Annotated in this window: 18 protein-coding genes; 14 read left to right on the plus strand and 4 right to left on the minus strand. The window is 44.9% G+C overall.

Annotated elements, in window-relative coordinates; genetic code table 11:
• Positions 1–11 precede the first annotated feature (11 nt).
• Genes MKY63_RS13680 through MKY63_RS13705 form a run of 6 tightly spaced genes read left to right on the plus strand, consistent with a single transcriptional unit; the run spans position 12 to position 3,437 of the window.
• On the plus strand, positions 12–1,553 hold the full coding sequence (locus MKY63_RS13680) for a pyocin knob domain-containing protein (RefSeq protein ID WP_076147412.1): 1,542 nt from the start codon (positions 12–14) through the stop codon (positions 1,551–1,553).
• Positions 1,554–1,612: 59 nt separating this feature from the next.
• Positions 1,613–1,894: a hypothetical protein gene (locus MKY63_RS13685; RefSeq protein ID WP_036681272.1), complete on the plus strand. Its 282-nt coding sequence runs from the start codon at positions 1,613–1,615 to the stop codon at positions 1,892–1,894.
• A 2-nt stretch (positions 1,895–1,896) separates the two neighbouring features.
• Positions 1,897–2,097 (plus strand): hypothetical protein, encoded by a 201-nt coding sequence (locus MKY63_RS13690; RefSeq protein ID WP_036681274.1) that lies wholly within the window; start codon positions 1,897–1,899, stop codon positions 2,095–2,097.
• Positions 2,090–2,479, plus strand: a complete 390-nt coding sequence (locus MKY63_RS13695) for a hypothetical protein (protein WP_036681275.1) — start codon at positions 2,090–2,092, stop codon at positions 2,477–2,479. Before MKY63_RS13690 ends, MKY63_RS13695 begins: the two co-directional genes overlap by 8 nt.
• Positions 2,451–3,143 carry a M15 family metallopeptidase gene (locus tag MKY63_RS13700; RefSeq protein ID WP_036681277.1) on the plus strand — a complete coding sequence of 231 codons (693 nt, stop codon included), beginning with the start codon at positions 2,451–2,453 and terminating at the stop codon, positions 3,141–3,143. Before MKY63_RS13695 ends, MKY63_RS13700 begins: the two co-directional genes overlap by 29 nt.
• 12 nt (positions 3,144–3,155) lie before the next feature.
• Positions 3,156–3,437, plus strand: coding sequence for a holin (locus MKY63_RS13705; protein WP_036681278.1), 282 nt, complete (start codon positions 3,156–3,158; stop codon positions 3,435–3,437).
• A 104-nt stretch (positions 3,438–3,541) separates the two neighbouring features.
• Here the strand turns inward: MKY63_RS13705 and MKY63_RS13710 are convergent, their stop codons facing one another.
• The 4 genes from MKY63_RS13710 to MKY63_RS13725 all read right to left on the minus strand — a co-directional run bounded on the left by MKY63_RS13710 (position 3,542) and on the right by MKY63_RS13725 (position 8,672).
• Positions 3,542–4,852, minus strand: a complete 1,311-nt coding sequence (locus MKY63_RS13710) for an MBL fold metallo-hydrolase (protein WP_339813189.1) — start codon at positions 4,850–4,852, stop codon at positions 3,542–3,544.
• Complete coding sequence (locus tag MKY63_RS13715) at positions 4,849–6,528, minus strand: iron ABC transporter permease (protein WP_339813191.1); 1,680 nt, start codon at positions 6,526–6,528, stop codon at positions 4,849–4,851. Before MKY63_RS13715 ends, MKY63_RS13710 begins: the two co-directional genes overlap by 4 nt.
• Positions 6,529–6,533: 5 nt before the next feature.
• Complete coding sequence (locus tag MKY63_RS13720; protein WP_339813522.1) at positions 6,534–7,613, minus strand: ABC transporter substrate-binding protein; 1,080 nt, start codon at positions 7,611–7,613, stop codon at positions 6,534–6,536.
• A gap of 90 nt (positions 7,614–7,703) precedes the next feature.
• Positions 7,704–8,672 (minus strand): ABC transporter ATP-binding protein, encoded by a 969-nt coding sequence (locus MKY63_RS13725; protein WP_076099886.1) that lies wholly within the window; start codon positions 8,670–8,672, stop codon positions 7,704–7,706.
• A gap of 165 nt (positions 8,673–8,837) precedes the next feature.
• Here MKY63_RS13725 and MKY63_RS13730 point away from each other — a divergent pair, with 165 nt between their 5' ends.
• From MKY63_RS13730 to glmS, 8 genes are all read left to right on the plus strand, one after another.
• Positions 8,838–9,731 carry a LysR substrate-binding domain-containing protein gene (locus MKY63_RS13730; RefSeq protein WP_036681285.1) on the plus strand — a complete coding sequence of 298 codons (894 nt, stop codon included), beginning with the start codon at positions 8,838–8,840 and terminating at the stop codon, positions 9,729–9,731.
• Between the two features lie 234 nt (positions 9,732–9,965).
• Positions 9,966–12,758 (plus strand): phosphoenolpyruvate carboxylase, encoded by a 2,793-nt coding sequence (gene ppc / locus MKY63_RS13735; protein WP_339813193.1) that lies wholly within the window; start codon positions 9,966–9,968, stop codon positions 12,756–12,758.
• A 513-nt stretch (positions 12,759–13,271) separates the two neighbouring features.
• On the plus strand, positions 13,272–13,838 hold the full coding sequence (sigW, locus tag MKY63_RS13740; RefSeq protein ID WP_036681288.1) for an RNA polymerase sigma factor SigW: 567 nt from the start codon (positions 13,272–13,274) through the stop codon (positions 13,836–13,838).
• Between the two features lie 122 nt (positions 13,839–13,960).
• Positions 13,961–14,575: a zf-HC2 domain-containing protein gene (locus tag MKY63_RS13745; RefSeq protein ID WP_036681404.1), complete on the plus strand. Its 615-nt coding sequence runs from the start codon at positions 13,961–13,963 to the stop codon at positions 14,573–14,575.
• A gap of 214 nt (positions 14,576–14,789) precedes the next feature.
• Positions 14,790–15,620, plus strand: a complete 831-nt coding sequence (cdaA, locus tag MKY63_RS13750; RefSeq protein ID WP_036681290.1) for a diadenylate cyclase CdaA — start codon at positions 14,790–14,792, stop codon at positions 15,618–15,620.
• On the plus strand, positions 15,613–17,073 hold the full coding sequence (locus MKY63_RS13755) for a CdaR family protein (protein ID WP_051491181.1): 1,461 nt from the start codon (positions 15,613–15,615) through the stop codon (positions 17,071–17,073). The genes cdaA and MKY63_RS13755 overlap by 8 nt, the downstream gene beginning before the upstream one ends.
• 88 nt (positions 17,074–17,161) lie before the next feature.
• Complete coding sequence (gene glmM / locus MKY63_RS13760; RefSeq protein WP_036681292.1) at positions 17,162–18,502, plus strand: phosphoglucosamine mutase; 1,341 nt, start codon at positions 17,162–17,164, stop codon at positions 18,500–18,502.
• Between the two features lie 640 nt (positions 18,503–19,142).
• Positions 19,143–20,975 carry a glutamine--fructose-6-phosphate transaminase (isomerizing) gene (gene glmS / locus MKY63_RS13765; RefSeq protein ID WP_076099889.1) on the plus strand — a complete coding sequence of 611 codons (1,833 nt, stop codon included), beginning with the start codon at positions 19,143–19,145 and terminating at the stop codon, positions 20,973–20,975.
• The last annotated feature ends 66 nt before the right edge of the window (positions 20,976–21,041 follow it).

Below are 21,041 nucleotides of genomic sequence, written 5' to 3' on the forward strand. Positions count from 1 at the left end.
GAGAGTGACATATGCAAACCACAGGAAATTTGGGCTTAAAGAAGCCAGAGGGAACAGATATCGTTGATATTGCCGATCTGAACGGGAATATGGATATTTTGGACAATGCCGTTAATGGCAAGGTCGATAAAGTAACAGGCAAACAGCTGTCCACGAACGATTACACCGCCGCCGAGAAAACGAAGCTGGCGGGGATTGCTACGGGGGCGAATAATTATGTGCATCCTAATCACACGGGGGATGTCACTAGTACTGGTGATGGAGTTACGGCTATTGCGGCTGGGGTGATTGTGGATGCTGATGTTAATGCCGCAGCAGCGATAGCTTGGTCAAAGCTCAGTAAGTCAGGAGCATCATTGGCGGACTTGCCTACTCGTTCGGCAACGGATCTGTCCAGTGGAACGCTTGCAGTATCAAGACTTCCTGCTATTTCAGGGGATATAACCTTGGCGGCTGGAACAGGCACAGCGGCGATAACAGCCGGAGTTATAGTAAATGCAGATGTTAATGCAACTGCGGCTATCGATGCTTCCAAGATTGGGGCGGGTGTTGTTTCAAATGTGGAGTTTGGGTATTTGGATGGGGTAACTAGTGGGATACAAGCTCAGTTAAATGCTAAAGAAACACCAACTGGTGCACAGACGAAGGCGAATACTGCGGAGGGGAATGCAAAGACGTATGTAGACAATAAATCTTGGCAAAAAATTAAACTTACTAGTGATGATGGCAAATCTATAGCAATTAGCGGGACTGATCTTAACAATTTGCTTGGTAACGGTTTCTATAACGGTGATAATTTGACGAACTCACCGGATGGCACTGCTACCTGGTTTTACGTTGAAGTACAGTGCCATTCAAATGGTAGTGGCTATGTACTTCAGAAAGCTCACCGCTTGAATGGTGGTATAAATTCTTTTTTCATGCGAACGAAAGAGAATAACGTGTGGGGAGCTTGGAGTGCAGACCTTTTTCAATCTGTCGCTAACGGGAAGAACGGAATCGCTTCCGCCATTAGCGGCAAAGGTATAGCAGCATCAGGAAGCGATAGTTTTCCAACATTGGCAGCAAAGATTGGAAGTATAAACAACGGAGGTAGAAAGGCATTCAGTGGTGGATGGCAAGTTATGCAAAGCAATGTTGACGCTCCTTGGAATATAAATGTAGGGTTTAATCCCAGAGTAGTATTTCTTCAATACAGGATTGTTTATGGGTACTATGATGTCTACAATAACTATGGATATTATGATGAATGGGGATACAATACCATTACACATGCTTCTATTTCAGGAGTTAGTACGGGGATTGCAGCGAATGGCTATCCTGGTTCTGTTTCGACAAGTCATAGTTTGACGACGAATGGACCTGATGGTGATCTTTGGCATAATTATCAAAATAGGGACAAACTCATAGAGTTTGAGTCAATGCAGGCAGTGAACAATGCAGGATCCGCACTCTATTTGACATCAAACGGTTTTTATTTTAATCAAGGTTGGAATTTCAGAAACCCTGGTCCTGGTAACTGGGCGGGCCTTAATTGGGCAGCCTACGAATAATATGGATAGAGCCCCTATTTCTTAAGGGGCTTTTTTAAATTACAGAAAGGAGCGGACGAATGGGCGAAGGGGATATTGCGCAATTGGAGAAGCTGCTGCCGCTGGCAGATAAGTATGGGCTGGCTTATATTGTTGCTTTCATTTTGATGATCGTGCTGATGGTGTTATTGCGTGCGATTGTCAAAGGGAACCTTGTACCGCGAGAAATGCTGGATCGGGCAGAGGAGGATCGGGATCGTCTGCAAGCGATTTTGGATAAGGAGCGCTCGGAGTTTATGCAGCCCACACTGGACGTCTTAAAGAAACTGAAGATTGACCATACGGAAGACAGGGGGAGTTAGGAATGCTGTCACAATGGATTCGGCGGCTGCTTCTCCCCCGGCATGTTGATAAAGAGATGGAGCTCCGTAGAGCCTCTACCAGCGTTACACTGACCATAAGTCATTATAAAAATGTCTCGCAGGAAATTCAGGAGGAGATTGATCGTAACCGGTTCGCCAAATATTTAGTTTATGATCGAGGGGATCATGATGCACATGATTGAATTTTTATTATTGGTGCTATATGGCACTAATACGGCTTGCGGATTATACATTATTCATCGCCACAGGCAATATTTTTACGAAAGATTCCAAAAAGGTGTGGTCAGCGTGTTTATGCTGGCTATGCTTTTTTTCTTATTGGCTTATACATTCAATATGCTTATCGTTCTACTATTCCGTTTGGCAGAATTACTAGGAGTGGACATGGCAACATGGCTGACTTGGCTTAATTGTAGCTGGGCTATTGCCCAATTCGGTACAACTGGTGGAATTATAATATTAGCGATACTGACACGTTCCGGGAAATACGACCAATTTATTTATCTGAAAAAGATAGACAGAAAAGAGGAACTTCATGCTGACAATAACTCAGGTGAAAAATAAATCAGCCCAACGTCTAACCAACCTACACCCCGTAGTCCGTTCCGCTGCTACTGCTCTAATCGAACGTTGCTACAAACTCAACATCCCCATTCTCATTACGCAGGGACTTCGCACAATTGACGAGCAGGATGCTCTATATGCCCAAGGCCGCACCAAGCCCGGAGCGATTGTCACCAATGCACGTGGCGGATATAGCTATCATAATTTTGGATTGGCTGTAGATTTTGCTCTTTTGCTGCCGAATGGATCTGGTGTGTCTTGGGATATGTGCCGGGACGGCAATAACAACCAGATCGCAGATTGGCAGGAGGTTGTGAAGGAGGCAAAAGGGCTGGGCTTCGAGTGGGGAGGCGACTGGACAAGCTTCAAGGATTACCCCCATTTTCAAATGGCGTTTGGGTTAACACTCACACAGTTACGAGCAGGGACAAAGCCCTCAACATCTGCGGTGGAGTCAGCGTATAAGGTCATCCATCGGAAGGAGGAGGAAGAATTGAAGAGTGATGTTATTGCTGTCGTAAAGGTTAACGGGGTTAAAGTTGCAGATGGAGTGCTTGAAAAAGGCATCACCTACGTCCCTGTACGTGTTATTGCAGAAGCGCTGGGTGCTCAGGTAGGTTATGATTCAGCGACTCGAACGGTTGAGATTACAAGTACCCGCTAAGGAGGGAAAAGGATGGAAATTGGAACAATTTTAGATGATGTTATGGCGTTCGCCTCTATATTAGCGGTATTCGTACTGGCACTGGTTCAGTTGGTCAAAAATAGTATCAACATCCCGCGTAATGCAGTACCGATTATCGGACTATTGATAGGTTTGTTCATCGGCGTAGTAGCGTATCCTTTTACCGAACTCGATTTAGTGCTTCGCCTTTGGGCTGGGGGCCTTGCAGGTTTATCTGCGACGGGGTTGTTTGAACTAGCTTTTAAGGATCGCCCGGGGACGACGAAAGAGTAAATGGATAATAGGTACGAATCATAAAAAAGGGCTGTTCCAAAAAGTCTGAAAAAGACCTAAGGAAGAGCCCCATTGTTTTTCTCATGATGTTACATAAATAAGATTCAGAACGAAAGCGTGCTGCCGGGTTGTAAAGAATATAGTCCTGTGAAACCTTCTCCTTTTAATATAGAAGCTACTTGGTCGATATGTGGTTTGGGAGCATGGACGAGCACTGTCCGGTGGCTGGGAATCGTTTGGAGCATTTTGCGAATGTCCGGCAAGCCTTGATGGACTTTATAGCGGATAAGTGAGACTGTACAGCGTACGCTGCTAGATTCTTCGATCATAGCTTGCTTAACGAGACGATGTCCAAAGCTTCCTGCCGCTAAATGTCCCGTAAAAATCACATGGTTGTCAGGAGAAACAGAGAGCTGGTGAAAGTATTCTTGTGCTTTTGCTGACTGCATCATCCCGTCATTAGTGAATACGATAGCTCCCTTAAGATTCAACATTGCCTTCGCGCGTTCGTCCGAATTAGATACAACACACAAGTTTTTTCTGTTAAAAAGCGCATTTACGCGCTGAATTGCGTCCTCTTTCAGCCATTCCACCTTGTCGCTTAAAGCTCGTAAAGGAGCGACGAGTGCTTCTTCAACGATCAATTGATGATCTGGAAAACATTCATTTGCCCATACGATCAATTCCTGGCTTCTGCCATGGATAGGCACGGGAAGGAGGACTGAGCCCCCTTTTTGCAAGGTGTTATGGATGGCTATCTCTAATTGCTGTAATTTTACAAGCTGCTCATCAGGATCTGCCCCATATGCGGCATCGATAATGGACAGATCAGCCACATTTTTAGCTTCGGCTTCCATAATTGCTGGTGTGTCTGCCGTGAGCAGCTGCGATTCCTCCGAATAATCCCCCGAGAAAAATACAGTCTTGCCCTCCCATTCTAGGGCCAGCCAAACCGAACCTGCTAGATGCCCGCTACGTCCCCATTGAACTCGAAGGTTAGGCGCAAGCGTCAGCCAAGTTTGAGGGCAGACATGCTCCTCTAAATACATGAACTGGATAGATTGCTTATCTATTTCTCGATAAGGTAATGATGCGGACTGAGCCGCCACATATTTATCCCAGGCCTCGAAATAATCAGGAAGCTGTAATGAGGTAGATCTAGTAGTCCATACCTTACCTCTGTATCCGTGTTTATAAAGTAAGGGCAGCGCTATGGAATGATCCTCATGAGCATGAGACAGAAATACTGCCTGCAAATGTGGAATAATATCCGTATCAAGTAGGGGGTATTCACCGGGGCCTTCTTTTTTTACACCACAATCGAGCAAGATGCCATTTCGTGAATCCTTGTCCTGCAAAAGATAGGAGGAACGGCCATGCTCTCCGGCCCCTCCCCAAATCGTTAGTGTGCTCATTGTTGTCTCCGCTTTCTATCTGGGCTTAAATATTCTAAGACTAATAGTAATAGGGTAGTGATGCCTACAGAGATTACAGCCATGGCCATCCCCATGGCTACCGCACCTTGTTCAAACTGGGCAAAAATATAGGTTGCCGAGGTCTGCATTGAAGGTGGCAGAATGAGTAATGAGGCTACCAGTTCCCGGTTGGAAATGGTGAAGGTCATCATCCAGCCAGCTACCATCCCCGGAAGGATGAGGGGAAGCAGGATACGGCGGAACACATACAGCTTACTTCCTCCGAATACTTGTCCCGCTTGCATCAGAGAGGAATCGATCTGCCCATAACTTGCTTTTACATACTGAACAGTATAAGGAAGGAAAAGTACGACATAAGTCAGTACAACCATCCAGTAGGTATTATAGAGCGGGATAGGCATCCAGCGGGCATTCCACAGCAGAATTAGCCCTACTACAATTACAATTCCCGGGACTGTATTTGGAAGCAAGCTGAATAAATCTGTAATTTTCTGCTTGAATGTAGCCCCTTTTCCTACCGTTAAGGCAAACCAAGTCCCGAGAATAACAGCGATACTGGAAGCAACGATAGCTAATGTAAAGCTATTTAATAAGGCCTCAAGTCCTTGCGAACCCGGGGATAACAGCTCTTCATAATGTTTTAAGGTTAGATTGCTCCAGGATACACCTTCTCCCCGAAGCTTCAATAATGAGGCTGTTATGATAGAGAAATAAGGAATGCCGATGGATGCCAGAAGCAATAGAAGAACATAACCCCAGCTAAGAAACCCTACGATTCCTGTACTCTTATAACGGTTAGTACGAGTTCCTTTTCCACCGATCAGACGGTAAGAGTAGCGGCTGCTAATTACAGTTTGGATGTACCACATGACAAGGCAAACTCCGAGCAGCAAGGAGGCTAGTGAAGTAGCCTTACCGAAATCAATCGGCCAACTGGAGATATATTTATGGATCTCAGAGGTCAGAACGTAAAAGCCGATCCTACGGCCAAAGGTCGCAGGGGTACCGAATTCAGCAATTGTTTTAACGAAGATGAGCAGTGCTCCAAGCCCATAGCTAGAGAGCAGTAAAGGAATAATCACTCTTTTAAATCTGTAAAAGAAGGGGGCGCCGTGAACAGAGGCTGCTTCCTCCAGATTGCCCCCGATCTGCAAAAGCGCATTGCGCAGCAGCAGATACAGGAAGGGGAACAGGTGAAGGCTCATGATCAGCACCATACCCCCATAGCTAAAGAAATACGGTGTAAGCACGGAGGAGGAGGGCAGAAATTGCTCCATATACCCACCCGTCTGCATAAACAACATCCAGCCCATAGAACCAATGTAAGGCGGCGTCATAAATGGAATTAACAGCACGACATCCAGCCAGTTGTGGCGCCCTAAGTCGGTTTTTGCCATAATCCAGGCTAGAGGCAGCGCAAACAAAGTAGTTAGCAGAATAACGCTTACCCCAAGCCCGATAGAATTCAGCAGCACCTCTACTAGGTCATTGCTCCCCATAATGGTTCGTAGTGGTGCGGCTATGTCGAGATGCCCCTCTGGATAAATACTGGTCCAGAAAATGAGCAGGAGTGGCAGCAGCACGAGCACGGTTAGTATAAATAAAGCCAGTCCACCGCTCACCCATTTAAATGAGCGCAAAGAGTTAGTATTCATTACGCTTATTTAAAAATTTGTGTGAAGGTCGAGGAAACTTCATCGCCGTGCTCATTCATCCATTCCCAATTCACATCAAATGTTTTGATTTCTTCAAGATTGGCACGATTTTCTGCCTTCACGTCAGTTCTGCCTGGCAGCAAATAGGCTTTGGCAACAAGGGCTTGCGCTTCATCGGAGAGAAGGTAGTCGATAAAAGCCTTAGCGTTATCTACATTCGGGCTTGTCTTAATGATCGCAGCCGGACGAGGGCTGATTACAGTTCCTTCAGCAGGGTAGACGATATCCACAGGTTCTCCGTCAGCTTTTGCTTTATAAGCCATGTAATCTACGCCAGCAGCAACGACGGATTTAGCACCGGTAATCACCGGATCAAGTGCCTCTTGATTGGCGCCTGACATAGCTACTTCATTGCTTTTATATTGTTTAAAAAGATCCCAGCCACTGTCCCCCTTAGCACTTAAATACCCAGTCATGAAATCAAGAGCCGAGCCGGAAAGTGAAGGATCGGGGATATTGACTGCACCCTTCCATTCCGCTTTGCTGAGGTCATCCCAGGAGGTCGGCGGTGAGCTTACTTTTTTGGTATTGTAGACGATACCGAGTGCGGATGCACTGTAACTGAAATAGTTACCTTCATCTGTATCTGACCAATCGCTAACCAGCTTGTCTGCATTAATCGCTTCTTTATATGGAAGTAATAATCCGTCGTTTTTCATTCCTTGCATGGACGGAAGAGAGGCGAGGACAACAACATCAACGACCGGATTGGATTTTTCTGCTTCCATGCGGGCAAGTATTTTTCCTGTAGTGCCTTGGAACATTTCAACTTTAACGCCAGTTTTGGCTTCAAAGCCGTCTTTGATTTTATTGGCTAAACCTTCAGGGCCTGCACTGTAAACGACAAGATTGCCGCTTAGTGTCTTTTCTGTTGGTTGTGGGGCTTCAGTTTGCGTCGCCGCCGCAGTATCGGTTTGGTTGTCGCTTGCGTTAGCCGCAGGGGTGTTCGAGGAGCCGCAGCCCACTAGAGTAATACCAAGTGCAGTTGTTAGAAGAAGTGAACTTAACCCTTTTGTCTTTTTCATTTGATTCAATGTAATTGCCTCCCTAATATTGTTGTGTGCATCTTGCTGCATGGAACAGCATCATATAGAGCCATTCCATGCAGTGGACGCTTAATTCAGATGATGAATTTGGTGCTCTGAAGCGTACAGCTGAATCTTTTCCCCTACAGGTAGGCGCCGATCATGATAAGCGGTCCAAGTCCCATTGTGCTCCATGTTCAGAATGATCTCATAGCGATCCCCCATATAACTCACATGCTGAATAGTCCCTGTAAAAGGAAGAAAGGAAGCATCCTCCTGAGACCAGCGTAAATGTTCTGGACGCAGCATCTGTTTATCCGGAACGATCCAGTTGGATTTTCCAATAAAGTGTGCCACAAAGGGATGACTCGGTTTACGATAAATGTCCTCAGGAGATCCACTTTGTAAAATAGTGCCACCTTGCATTACAACTACTTCATCTGACATAGACATCGCCTCGGTTTGATCATGCGTCACATACAGGGCTGTAATGCCCATGTTTTTCACCAAGGAGATTAACTCCAGCCTCATTTCATCTCGCAAGACCGCATCCAGCGCACTTAATGGCTCATCGAATAATACAAGCTGAGGGCGCATGACTACGGCTCTGGCAAAAGCAACCCGCTGCTGTTGTCCACCGGACAGCTGATGTGGAAAACGCAGCTCTAACCCCTCCAGCTTGACCGATCGAAGTGCCTCCTGTACCCGAACCCGTAAATTCTTTTTTTGTTTGGAAGCTCGAAGTCCGAAGGCTACATTCTCGAACACAGTCAGATGCGGCCAGAGGGCGAAATCTTGAAAAACCATGCCAAAGTTACGGCGATGAATAGGGTGGCTAATTCTTTTGCTGCCTGAAAAAATAAACTCATCATCGATCAGAATTTCTCCTGCATCCGGTGTTTCCAGCCCAGCAATCAGACGGAGTAGTGTCGTCTTTCCACAACCTGAAGGACCGAGTAATGTCGTAAAGCTTCCAGCGGGAATCTTCAGATCTGCAGCCTTTAAGGCATGCACATCTCCGAATTTCTTTTCCAATCTGTGGATTGTAATTTCCTTCATTCTATCTACCTGCCTGTTCTTAAGCTTGTTCTTAGTGTAAAGGTAAAGAATTCCCGCTATATTTGCTGAATGTAACTGTGATATTAACTTTTTTGCCGATTTATTTTAACATTCATAGAATTCTTCTATGTTACCGTTTAGGAAAAGGCGAGGGAGTGGAAGAGAATGAACCTTAATCTAATGAAGCTGGAAATTGTAGAACTGCTGAATAAACATAAAAAAATTACCACGGTAGCAGATAAACTTGGACTAAAGCAGCCCACCGTTACGTATCATTTGAAGAATTTAGAGCAGCAATTGGGGGAGAAGTTATTTGAATCCAGAATGGATAAAATGATTCTTACGGAGAGTGGTAAAGCTTTTCTTCATTATGCAATCAAAATCAATGCGCTTGCTGCGGAGGCGGAGCGGGTGGTAAAAGAGTTCAGTCAGGCAGGCCGGGGGACGCTGAAAATTGGTGCCAGTTATGTTCCAGCTACATATATTCTTCCAAAAATATTGGGGCTGTTTGGCGAACAACATCCGGGGATTACCATTTCTTTATCGGTTAAACCTTCACCGGTGATCAAAGAAATGCTTGCCAGTCATGAGATTGATCTTGGTATCTTGTCTACGGAATCTTTTTATCTGCCTGATCTGCATACTCAAGCCTTATGTGAAGATGAGCTTGTCCTTGTTTTTGCACCTACACATGATTTTGCCGGATTTTCTAATTTAAACTCGGCGATGATCGCTTCAGCGAGCTTTATTTTGCATGACAAGGAATCAAGCACACGCCATTTGACGGATAAATGGTTTGAACGAGAGGGAAAAGAATCAAAACCGCATATTTTGCTCGATTCACTGGAGGCGATTAAGCAATCGCTTATGAGTGGACAGCATGTCTCATTTATTTCACGACTTGCTGTGGAGGACGAGGTAGCCAGAGGAAGATTGCTAATGCGAGCCATTCCGGATTATAATTTTGAAAGACATATTTATTATTCGTATAACCGTGATCGTCATTATTCTCCTTTAATTGGACTGTTCATTGACCAGCTCCGCACAATCCGAATATAAGCATACATAGAGAATATACGATAGAGCCATTATATATATGAAAGAATACATAAAATATAAGGACTGTATAAATTCAGAAATTGGTGTATAATCTTAGGTACTGTGTCGCTTTACAGCACAAAAAAGTTGCAGATTTTCAAACGGTTTTATTGTATGATATGAGGAAGCTTTAATAGACGATATTTAGACAGACAAACTTAACACATTGATCCGGAAAAGAATGGGGGGAGCAGCATGACCGAACTTACGACTACCGTCAGCAAAAGCAACTCTAACAATCTGCTGCGACGGGACGTACGGTTCTTGGGGAACATTTTAGGAGAGGTCTTGGTTCACCAAGGCGGTAACGAACTGCTAGAGATCGTGGAGAAGATCCGCGAAACCAGTAAATCGCTACGCTCACTATTTTTACCTGAACTGCATAGTGAATTTAAGGAGTTAATCAATTCTTTGGATCCGGAGAACCGTCATCAGGTAATAAGAGCGTTCGCCATTTATTTTCAATTGGTGAATATTGCCGAACAGAACCACCGGATTCGCCGTAAACGTGACTATGAACGTTCAGCTGGGAAGACAGTTCAACCCGGTTCTATAGAAAGCGCTATTCAAGAGCTTCGTGAACGTGATTTCTCTCATGAGGAAGTCAACGAGATTATTGAAGGATTGTCTCTGGAACTTGTAATGACGGCACATCCAACGGAAGCCATGCGCCGTGCGATTCTCGATATTCATAAACGGATATCCGATGATGTTATGGGTCTTGATAACCCTACTCTAACTTTCCGTGAACGTGAACAGCTTCGCGAGAAGCTATTGAATGAAGTGATTACGCTTTGGCAAACGGATGAGCTACGTGACCGCAAGCCAACAGTACTCGATGAAGTGCGCAATGGAATGTACTATTTCCATGAGACTATTTTCCATGTATTGCCGGATGTGTATCAAGAGCTTGAACGCTGTCTGAGCAAATACTATCCAGGACAGAATTGGCATGTGCCAACCTACTTGCGTTTTGGATCATGGATTGGTGGAGACCGTGATGGTAACCCATCGGTAACCTCAACAGTCACTGCGCAGACTTTACGCATGCAGCGTAAGCTGGCCATTCGTGAATATCAGCGGATTATGCGTGAACTCATGAAATATCTAAGCTTTAGCACAAGTATTGTTAAAGTGACGCCTGAGCTAGTAGAATCCATCGAAGCTGATCGTGAGATCATTAACCTAGGCAAGATGGAAGAATGGCGCAATGACAACGAACCTTACCGAATTAAACTTAGCTACATGATCTCTAAGACACAAAATGTTTTGGATGATGAGAAAAAAGATACTCCTGAGCGTTATGCTACACCTGAGGAGTTCATAGATGATTTGAATGTCATTGACCGCAGTCTACGACATCACTATGCCGACTATGTGGCCGATACCTATATTAAAAAGCTAATCCGCCAAGTGGAGTTGTTCGGATTCCATACGGCAACTCTTGACGTGCGTCAACACAGCCAAGAACATGAGAATGCCATGACAGAAATTTTGGCGAAGATGAACATTTCGCCGGATTACTCTAAGTTGACGGAGATCGAGAAGATTGATCTGCTGGAGAAATTGCTGAATGATCCACGTCCGTTGACCTCTTCTTACCAGACTTACACTGAAAGTACAGAGGAGTGTCTGGCGGTTTACCGGACGATCTTCGCATCGCAGGAAGAGTACGGCAAACAATGTATCACCAGTTATCTGATCAGTATGGCGGAAGCTGCAAGCGACATTCTGGAGGTTATGGTCTTCGCCAAAGAGGTAGGACTATTCCGCAAGGATAACGACGGTACAGTTGTATGTACCCTGCAAGCTGTGCCACTTTTTGAAACGATTGATGATTTGCATGAAGCACCGCAAATTATGCACACACTGCTCAGTATGCCGATCTACCGTGATGCGGTAAGAGCAATGAATGATTTGCAGGAAATCATGCTTGGATATTCAGATAGTAATAAAGATGGCGGCGTGGTTACTGCTAACTGGGAACTGCGTGTTGCCCTAAAAGAAATTACAGCGACAGCCGATCAGTTCGGAATCAAGCTGAAGTTCTTCCATGGGCGTGGTGGAGCGCTCGGCCGCGGGGGTATGCCGCTTAACCGCAGTATTCTTGCTCAGCCAGCTTCGACAATTGGCGGCGGGATTAAGATTACCGAGCAGGGAGAAGTAATCTCCTCCCGTTACTCGATGCAGGGGATTGCTTACCGCAGTCTGGAGCAAGCGACATCTGCGCTTGTAACTGCAGCAATTAGTGCGAGAGTGCCACAAGCGGATCTTTATGAAGAGAAATGGGAAGAGATTGTTGCCCGGATTTCTGAAGTCTCGCTGAACAAATATCAGGATTTGATCTTCCGTGATCCAGATTTCCTGACTTATTTCAAAGAATCAACACCTCTGCCTGAGGTTGGAGAGCTTAATATCGGTTCCCGTCCTTCCAAGCGGAAGAACAGCGACCGTTTTGAAGATCTGCGTGCAATTCCTTGGGTATTTGCATGGACACAAAGCCGTTATTTGCTCCCAGCCTGGTACGCTGCTGGAACCGGACTGCAGAGTTTCTATGAGGGTAAGGAAGAGAATCTGAAGATAATGCAACATATGTATGAGAACTTCTCATTCTTTACTACACTGATAGATACGCTGCAAATGGCTATTTCAAAAGCGGACTTGATTATTGCTAAGGAATACGCCAGCATGGGCAAGAACGAGGAAGCACGTCAACGGATCTTCGGCCAGATTGAAGATGAATTTAATCTGACCTCTGAGCTGATCCTGAAGATTACAGGCCAGCAGGATATTCTGGATAACGTTCCTGTGATTCAAGAGTCGATCAGACTCCGTAATCCATACGTTGATCCGCTTAGCTACCTGCAGGTTCAATTGCTATCCGAGCTTAGAGCGCTCCGTGAAATCGATGGAGATGATAGCGAACTGCTTCGCGAAGTATTGCTTACCATCAACGGCATTGCCGCCGGTCTTCGGAATACCGGCTGATATAGTCTTAACAACAAAAAGTCCGCCCTATTTGGGGCGGACTTTTTTTGCCTAATACAAGTTGTTGTGATCATAAACTGTATATTGCTGCTGTGAACTTTACTTGTTCCTAAATATTGGAGAGTCAAACCCGATATTTTTTTATTACCCTACCCAAGTAACCGAGATGTAATCGGAGGTAAATAACGTGGCACTTATTACTTTGGTGATGGAGCAGCGTAGAGAATATTTGGAACTGTAGGAGCACCAGCGTTCGCCTTTATCCTCAGATTTCGACCACTATATGTGGTTTATAATCAGGAAATGTGAGGATAACAGCGACCGGAAGTCCAAATATTTCTCGGAGCTGCACTTAATCGCCTATACCAAGTTGTCCAGTTTTTAACTCAGTTTACATAGAAGGTTACAATACAATCCTTGATTTTTACACAAACTTGAATTACGATTTAATTGCTTGTACCGTGGATATTTGCGAAGAAATACCAAGGGCGGCAAGTCTGGGGGAGTTAACAGGTGGAGAATTTGGAAGGCAGATTGACAAAGCTCGCCTTGAAGGGCGACCAAAGGGCATTTGCCGAGCTTGTGGAACTATATAAAGACAAAATATATCATTTAGCTTACAGGATGTTGAACAATCGCCATGAGGCGGAGGATATTGTTCAGGAGACCTTTTTGCGTGTGTATAGGAATTTGGATCGTTATGATGATAAACAGAAGTTCTCCACATGGATTTACCGGATTGGAACGAACCTCTGTATAGATAGATTGCGTAAACGAAAACCAACCTATTCGCTGGATGCTGAAATGAACGATCAGGAGGGCCTTGATGGCTACTCGTTGATTCCGAGCGATAATGTGACACCTGAGACCGAACTATTGCTCTCTGAGACGCAGGGGCTAATCTATGAGGCGATTGACAGTCTGCCTGTGAAATACAGGTCGGTGATGATTCTGAGGTACCTGCAGGATCTGTCACTTCAGGAGATTAGTGATGTCCTGGATATGCCCGTGACCACGATTAAGACGCGTGTACATCGAGGCCGTGAATTTTTGCGTAAAAAATTAGGCCCAAAAATGTAAAAATAGATTTTTTTTTATGAAACATCTTTTCGAGAGCGACGTATGTAAGTTAAGCAAGTCTTATGTGTCCTGACCCTTTGTCTTAGGATAATTAAATAGCACTCATGAAAGGATTGGCTCCTATGGAATGCAAACTGGCCGTCTCTATGATGCATGACTACTTGGATGACGACTTGCCCGAACAGCAGCAGAGGGAATTGAAGGAGCATCTTCTATCCTGTCCAGATTGCCGTGCAAAGTTTAAAGAATTAGAACAGACAGATATGTTGATGTTCTCCCTAATGCATCAGAATCCTGTAGCTTCAGATGATCTTGTGAGCCGGATAATGAGTTCATTGCCAAAGACTAAGAAAGAAAAAGCCTTTATTACCTGGATCAAGAGACACCCTGCACTTACAGCGGCATCTCTATTCCTTGTCGTTATGCTGATGAGCACCGTAACTTTTTGGAGTCCAGACAGACAGCTTGTAGTTAGAGGTGTTGATTTGGATCAAGTGGTCATCAAAGGGGATACTGTAATTGTACCTTCCGGCAAAATAATTACCGGAGACCTTACCATAGAGAACGGTAAAGCACAGGTATATGGAGAAGTGAACGGCAACGTGACAGTCATTGACGGATCTCTATATCAGGCTTCAACAGCTCATATTTCTGGGCAAGTCAAAAGCATAGACCAGGCAGTAAGCTGGTTCTGGTATAAAGTGACGAACATGTTCTCTGAAGTTGCCTACCGTTAATGCGGGCAGTGGTTACCTTGAGCAGGAATATTAATTAGCGCCTCTTTTTCCGGAAAGATGGCGCTTTTTTGTTTCCTTAAATTGGGTGGTTTCGGAAAGGATTGAGGGACTAAACTTGCAACTGAAGCCTGAACGTTATAACCTAGATATGTTACAGAGCTAACAGACATTTTACATAAACCCAGCTAATTTGAAATGACGGGGGTTTTAGGCAATGAGTTATTTTACTGAGCTAACATGGAAAGATTCCATTAAAGATATAATTGATATCCTAATCGTCAGTTACATTATTTATAAAGTGCTTAATATGGTACGCGGGACGCGGGCGATTCAGCTTTTAAAAGGGATACTGGTTCTGGTCTTGATTTGGGCGGTAAGCACAATCTTGGACTTGTATACACTTAAATGGCTAATGAATCAAATGTTTACATTCGGGGTCTTAGCTGTCTTTATCATTTTCCAGCCGGAACTACGAAGGGGACTGGAGCAGCTTGGACGGGGCAGATTTTTCGGACGGGCTGGAGAAAGTGACGAAGAGATCAGTAAGTTAATCGGCGAAGTGATTAAAGCCGTGAATTATTTATCTCGCAGAAAAATAGGGGCGTTAATCGTTTTTGAGCGGGAGACGGGGCTAAACGAATATACAGAGTCAGGTATACCCATGCGTTCCCTGGTCAGCTCCGAATTACTCATTAACATCTTCATTCCCAATACACCTCTGCATGACGGAGCCCTTATTATGCAGGGAAATCAGATTGCTGCGGCTGCTTGTTACTTGCCTTTGTCCGAGAATCCTTTTATCAGCAAAGAACTGGGAACCCGTCATCGCGCTGCTATAGGAATAAGTGAGGTTGCGGACTCGGTGTCTGTCATTGTCTCAGAGGAGACAGGGCAGATTTCCCTTGCAATTAATGGCCAGATCGTGAGAGACATTAAGGAAGAATCCATGATATCGAAGCTCCATCAAGAGCTTAGTGTAAGTTCATCGCTGAAGGAGAAGGGTTCAACTTTCTGGAAACGGAAGGGGGACAAGAATCATGGATAAGTGGATGAACAATAACAATTTCAATAAGATTCTGGCCCTTGTGTTCGGGATCATTTTGTTTACGATGGTTCATGTCGATACTGCGCCTTCTGGACAGACAACAGTGGATATTAAAACAAAAACTATTGAGAATGTGAAGATTGAAGTGACCGGCCTTGACGAGGATAAATATGTCCTTGAACCTTTGGCTGTCGACAGTGTGAGTCTGGAGGTAGCGGGTAAAAATTCCGATATCTCCTTTCAGTTCTCGGATGACTATAAAGTAATGCTTGATCTGACTAAGGTCGAACCTGGAGATACCACGTTGCCACTTTATTATAAACTGCCAAAAGGTGTATCCCTGGTAAGAATGAATCCTAAAGAGGTTACCGTACATGTAGAATCACGGAATACAAAGTCTTTTCCCATATCCTTGGTTACGAAGGGGAAACCTGCAGAGGGCTACCAAATAGGCACCCCGGTCCTGCAGCCTACAGATACTGTCGAAGTCACACTTGCTGATAATGAACTGAGCAAGGTAGCTAAGATACAAGGAACCATTGAGCTTAACGGTGAGAATGAGACATTTAAAGAGAAAAAATTGAAGCTACACGCTTATGATAAGGATGGAAATGAAATTAAAAATGCTGTAATTGAGCCTTCTACTGTATCCGTGGAATTGCCGATTACCTTACCGTTTAAGAGTTTGCCGCTGGAGATTGGCTTTACTGGACAACTTCCGGATTCTCTCGTATTATCCAAATTGACACCTGAGCAGGAAGCAGTCGTAGTGTATGGACAAGCAGAGGCTTTGGCAGCTTTATCAGCCTATGAAGCCACTGTTAACCTTAGTGCAATAGATTCTGCTGGAACGAAACAAGTAAAGGTCGATTTGAAGCCTCCGGCTGGAACGGAGAAAGTCATGCCCGAAGCTGTGAATGTTTCATTAACCATCTCAGAAATTGCTGAGCGGACGATTGAGGCGGTACCTGTCAAGCTTCAGGGTGTGGGGGATGATCTGGAAGGAAGTATTGTTAATCCTTCAAGCAAGGAAATAGCGCTTACCTTAAAGGGTGCGCCTGCTTTACTAGATCAACTTGATAAGAAAGATATAGGGGTTGTGGCTGATGTTAGCGGTCTTTCGGCTGGAACTCACGAGGTTTCTTTGCGGGTATCGCTGCCCCAGTTTATCGCACTAGCCAATTCAGGGGTGCCTCTTACTGTGACCGTGCAGCTGTTATCACCTGCAGCGCCAGTTCCTACACCTCATCCAGATACGGGGGGGGTAACTACTACTCCTGAGCCAAGTTCTGAACCTGTTATAGGTGATGAGGAACCTACGGAGAAGCCCACTCATAGCGGAGAGGCTGGAGCAACACCAACGCCTGTACCAACGGATACCAATCCGGAGAATAACGGCACAGCTAACACAAGTACGAATTCCGAAAATCCTGTAGGTACGGGTGGGACGTAATCTTTTGAGCCCAGTGGTACACCAAAATAGTATGCAAATCATATGATAGTACATTAAGCTAACGTAGCGTATTCAAAGGAGAAAAATAATGGGGAAGTATTTTGGAACAGACGGTGTGCGGGGAGTAGCAAACCGTGAATTGACTGCAGAAATGGCTTATAGCATTGGCCGTTGTGGAGGATATGTACTAGCGGGTAACTTGGATAAACCGAAGGTTGTTATCGGAATGGATACACGTATTTCCGGTCCTTTATTGGAATCCGCGCTGATTGCGGGCTTATTGTCTATTGGAGCTGATGTAATCCGTATAGGCGTAGTTAGTACACCTGCTGTTGCCTATATTACGAGATTGTTAAAAGCAGACGCAGGCGTCATGATCTCAGCTTCTCACAATCCGGTAGAGGATAACGGCATTAAGTTCTTTGGTGGGGATGGCTTCAAGCTAACAGATGAAACCGAACTGCAAATTGAAGAGCTTATGGATGCGGAGGTAGATGAATTGCCTCGTCCTATCGGTTCAGGTTTAGGTATGGTTACGGTAGATAATGACGCTAAGTATCTTTATCTGGAGTATTTGAAAACTACCATTTCTCAGGACTTTAAGGGAATCAAGGTTGTACTGGACTGTGCGCATGGCGCAGCGTATGAGCTTGCTCCAAGACTGTTCAGAGAGCTTGGCGCTGAGGTGATCTCTATCGGGGCTGAGCCAGATGGATTGAATATTAATGATGGATTTGGTTCGACACATCCAGAGACTTTGCGTGAAGAAGTCTTACGTCATGGAGCTGATTTGGGACTTGCTTTTGACGGAGATGCAGACCGCTTGATCGCTATTGATAATAATGGTGATGAAGTCGATGGTGACTTTATCCTTTGTATTTGTGGCGATGCGATGAACCGTGCAGGTAAGCTGAAGGATAGCACGATTGTATCAACCGTTATGAGTAACATCGGATTTTATAAAGCTACCGAGAAATTATCCCTGAATACCGCTAAGACAGCTGTAGGGGATCGTTATGTTATGGAAGAAATGCGTCGTGGAGGCTTTAATCTAGGTGGAGAACAGTCTGGACATGTTATTTTCCTGGATTACAATACTACTGGTGATGGTATTCTTACAGCTATTCAGCTGGTAGACACACTTAAGGCTACAGGCAAACAGCTTAGCGAAGTTAAGAGTATGATGACTAAATACCCGCAGGTGCTGGTTAATGTTCGTGTACAGGATAAGACTAATTACCCTAATAACGTAGCTATAGAAGCGGCTATCGCTGAAGTAGAAGGCAAGCTAGGCGACAATGGCCGTGTGCTTGTACGTCCGTCAGGTACGGAATCTCTAATCCGCGTTATGGCAGAGGGACCGGATAAGGCAGATCTGGATCTTTATGTGAATCAAATTGTGGAAGTAGTTCAACGCGAATTGGTATAATCCATTACCTTAACTATAAGGCTGGTGCAGTGAGCGAGAGCGATTCGGATTCGTTGCACCAGTGTTATTTTATTTTAGGATTGGATCGTTTGAACTGGTTTTGTAAAATTTAGGTTGGTGCGCCATTGCCAAAGTACTACAAGGTGCATATAATAGATTAAGTGTCATTCTAGAAGGAAAGCGGGGATTGTGAGGTTAGCAATAGCAAGCGCCAGAGCTTGGTCTAGCGCGGGAGAGAAGGGAAAGCTGCTTACTTGTTATGTAGGCTATGGCTTGAACGGATCACGGCAGACGTAAGCTGACGAGGTGGAGGTGTTCGAAATGTTCGGCGGGGACCTCCCGGTGATGCACCAGAGCCGTAAATGGATACGGAAAATGAAAGGGCGACCTTTCACACAACGTTTTCATGGGTGCAACAAATTATATTATTCATGTGTGCGCGCATCAGAAGGAAACACGTTATTTCTGCCACGGCAGAGGAGAAGGCTGTGCATTTCATGAACATTAGAATGTAAGTGACAGTTTATTTTGTTGATCCTAAAATACAACAGAATATTTGCTTTTTCTCAAAAACATGCCGCACGGCACGTTTCTTTCCTTATGCCGCCACATTACGATAACTCGGACGGGGGAAATTATAATGTGTGGTATTGTAGGATATATTGGTAATCAGAATTCGCAGGGGATCTTGGTTGAGGGCTTGAAGAAATTGGAATATCGTGGATATGATTCCGCTGGTATTGCTGTATTTACCCAAGAAGGACTGCAAGTAGTGAAAGCTCAAGGCCGTTTGGCGAATCTGCAGTCGAAGCTCCAAGACAGCCCGCTGGCAGGTAGCGCAGGTATCGGACACACACGCTGGGCAACTCACGGTAAACCATCCGATGAGAACTCACATCCACATACGGATAACAGCATGAAGTTCTCGGTAGTTCACAACGGTATTGTCGAAAACTATCTGGATCTGAAAGAAGAGCTGATCGCTGGCGGATGCCACTTTGTCTCTGAAACAGATACAGAAGTTATTTCACATCTGATTGCTCGCGAATATGACGGAGATATCGTGAAGGCTGTACAAAAAGCGATTACGTTCATGCGCGGTGCGTTTGCATTAGGCGTCCTGACTGAATATGAACCAGATAAACTGGTGGCTGTGCGTCAAGCTAGCCCGCTCATTATCGGTCTTGGCGAAGGAGAAAACTTTATCGGGTCAGATATTCCTGCACTGCTTGAATATACCCGTAACGTATATATTTTGAACGACGGCGAAATGGCTGTGCTGACAAGAGATGCTGTCGAATTGATGACGATTGAAGGCAATTTTATTTCTCGGGAAATGATTACTGTCGATTGGGATGCAGTTACCGCAGAAAAAGGCGGCTACGAGCATTTCATGTTGAAAGAAATACACGAGCAACCTAAGGCTTACCGCGACACCATGCGTGGTCGTATCAATGCCGAAGGCAACAAGGTTGTATTGCCTGAACTGAGCATGACTGAAGAACAAATCAAGAACATTCGTAACATTCAAGTCGTTGCTTGCGGAACGGCATACAACGCTGGTGTGGTAGGACGTACTATGATCGAATCCTTGGTTCGTATTCCGGTTGAGAATGATATCGCTTCGGAATATCGTTACCGTTCACCAATCGTGACTCCAGAAACTTTGGTTATCGTAGTCAGCCAATCCGGTGAGACTGCAGATACTTTGGCAGCTCTGCGTGAAGCACAAGCTAACGGGGCACATGTATTGGCGATCACTAACGTTGTGGGCAGTTCTATCGCTCGCGAAGCAAATGATGTGTTGGTAACCTTGGCGGGTCCGGAAATTGCAGTAGCTTCGACCAAAGCTTACACTTCACAATTGATCGCATTTGGATTGTTTGCTCTTTACTTGGCTGAAGTTCGTGGAACACAAACCGAAGCACAAGTTACTAAGATTCTTGCAGCTATGCAATCTCTGCCAGAGCAAGTGGAAGAGATCCTAGCTCAAAAAGAAGCGATCAAAGGTTATGCTGAACAAATTTCTGAGCACAAAAACTTGTTCTTCATCGGCCGCGGCGTAGACTACGCTGTTGCTCAAGAAGGATCTTTGAAGCTGAAAGAAATCTCTTATATTCACTCCGAAGCTTATGCTGCAGGTGAATTGAAACACGGTACATTGGCTCTGATCGAAGAAGGTGTTCCAGTTATTGCCCTGGCAACTCAGGAAGCTGTACTTGAGAAAACCGTCAGCAACATCAAAGAAGTGAAAGCTCGTGGCGCAGACGTGCTGGCAATCACTCACCAAGAGCATTTGACTGACCTGCTTAGATCAGTTGATCAAGTGTTCGTGATTCCAAAGACACTTCCAATGCTGACAGCAGCTTTGTCCGTAGTGCCTCTGCAATTATTGTCTTATTATGCTTCTCTTGCGCTGGGTCATGATGTGGATAAACCACGTAACTTGGCGAAGAGTGTTACTGTGGAGTAGGTTTGGTGATATAAAAGTACAGTTGTTGTCAAAAGAAAATAAAGTATTAGACTGAGATGCTTCATT

The sequence above is a fragment of the Paenibacillus sp. FSL R7-0189 genome, assembly GCF_037969925.1.
Taxonomy (GTDB): Bacteria; Bacillota; Bacilli; order Paenibacillales; family Paenibacillaceae; genus Paenibacillus_AQ; species Paenibacillus_AQ odorifer.